A 1,918-nucleotide genomic window follows, 5' to 3' on the forward strand; every position below is an offset into this window, starting at 1 on the left:
GGCCAATATCACTTTCTTCTTGGAGAAATCAGCACGATTGGAAAAGTTAAAGATCAAAGTGAAATTATTTTAGGGTGGATTCACTGAGTTTTTTGAAAAACTTGCCGAAACCTTATAAATTCCATAACACAGGTATGATTTATAATGACAGAATTAAATATCTATGGGCAAGCACTGGGCAAATCATTACCCGACTGGTTGCCTCGAACAACTCCCCAACGGATTATCCTCAAAGGAGACTATTGCCTCCTTGAACCTATTGATATCAAGCATAGCAAGGATCTATTTGAAGCCTGGCACAGCATTGATGACGAGCGTGACTGGACTTACTTTCACATTAATCGCCCCATCACAATTAGGCAATGTGACCATTATATTGCCTCTCTTAGTGCAAGTAAGGACCCTCTTTTTTATTCAGTCATCAATTACTCCACCGGAAAAGCAGTAGGTTTTATCGCGTTACAACGCATTGACCCCGAGAATGGGGCGGTAGAAATCGGTTGGATTAACTGGTCACCGTTGATGAAACGTACTTTATGCAGCACTGAGGCAATATTTCTTTTGCTATCCTATGCGCTGGATACTTTGCAATACCGGCGATGTGCGTGGAAGTGTGACAGTTTGCACCAGCCAGCGATTCAAGCGGCAGAACGGTTGGGATTTCAATACGAAGGTACTTTCAGACAAATACAAGTATCCAAAGGGCATAGTCGTGACACCCGTTGGTATTCTATTATCGAGAGTGAATGGCCAGGGATTCGGCGAGCTATACAGCTTTGGCTAAGCTCAGCTAATCTGGATGACCGGGGGAAACAGAAGCAGAAATTGGCCGAGTTTATGCCAGTGACAGAAGAGTAGTTATTTTCAATTAGCGTAATGCTGGCTTCACATCACCGAAGCCAGTATATGGCATCTTATTGTTTATTATAGTGTAAATTGTAATTCTGGTTAGTTATGCTGCTCATTTAAGGATTAGTGGCAAATCATGGGGTGATTTTACTCAATGTGAGACGTAATAGTCATTTTGGTCTTCAATCAGCGCAAGGATTGGAAGACGATGTAGAAAATAGTTTAGCTATATAATAAATTGATATTGAAAGTTATTTTTTGTGTGACCTTTCGATGATGTAGTGAGCACAAAATCTCTATATGAGTGAGTGACAGTGCGGAGTGTCCTACCATTTACTGCCGAATGGCATTTGTCAGCCTGGGTGCACAAAACGGAAATCGATAACGCCTAATGCTAGAGCTAAAATGTGGAAGCAATACCGCCATCGTAGTACTACATGAGATTTATGGTATTAATCCGCATATCAGGCGGGTGTGTCATGAATATCATGCGATGGAGAGGGACGTTTATTGCCTCAATCTTATTGGGCGCGATGAGCCATTTAGCTATGCACAGCAGAATGAGGCATATCGCTATTTTATTGAAAATGTAGGTTTTGACACCTCCCATATCGTTACTCTGCTCCAGACACTGCGGCCACAGTATGACAATCTTATCCTTGTAGGGTTTAGTGTTGGAGCCACGCTTGCCTGGCTTGCGGCCAGAAGCGGGTTATGCGTAAGGGTTGTCTGCCACTACGGTTCACGTATCCGCGAGCACAGCGATATTGCGCCACCTTGTCCAGCCCTTGTCATCCTTGCCCGACATGAGGCTTCTTTCGATACGACAATCCTGCAAAGTGAACTAAAAAAATATCCTAATGTTGATAGCCGCATATTCAGCAGCCATCATGGGTTTTGTGATGGGGATAATGCCAACTTTGATGCAGAAAATGCCGATCTTGCAACTAGATTGGTACACCAGTTTATAGGGTAGCTTTGAAAAAATGGGAAAGTTTTCCATTAATACTCTAGCCCGCACGATTAGCGACTACTTTTGCAGTAGTGTATGTCCTATTACGTTAATGAG

General features: G+C 42.8%; 2 protein-coding genes. Both read left to right on the forward strand.

Features of this window, described 5'->3' with window-relative positions:
- Positions 1-144 precede the first annotated feature (144 nt).
- Positions 145-858: a GNAT family N-acetyltransferase gene (locus tag V1952_RS21575; protein WP_083161044.1), complete on the forward strand. Its 714-nt coding sequence runs from the start codon at positions 145-147 to the stop codon at positions 856-858.
- Positions 859-1,240: 382 nt separating this feature from the next.
- Positions 1,241-1,825, forward strand: coding sequence for a dienelactone hydrolase family protein (locus tag V1952_RS21580; RefSeq protein ID WP_420075525.1), 585 nt, complete (start codon positions 1,241-1,243; stop codon positions 1,823-1,825).
- The last annotated feature ends 93 nt before the right edge of the window (positions 1,826-1,918 follow it).

It is taken from the genome of Yersinia sp. 2542 StPb PI (genome assembly GCF_048593855.1).
Classification (GTDB): Bacteria; Pseudomonadota; Gammaproteobacteria; order Enterobacterales; family Enterobacteriaceae; genus Yersinia; species Yersinia enterocolitica_E.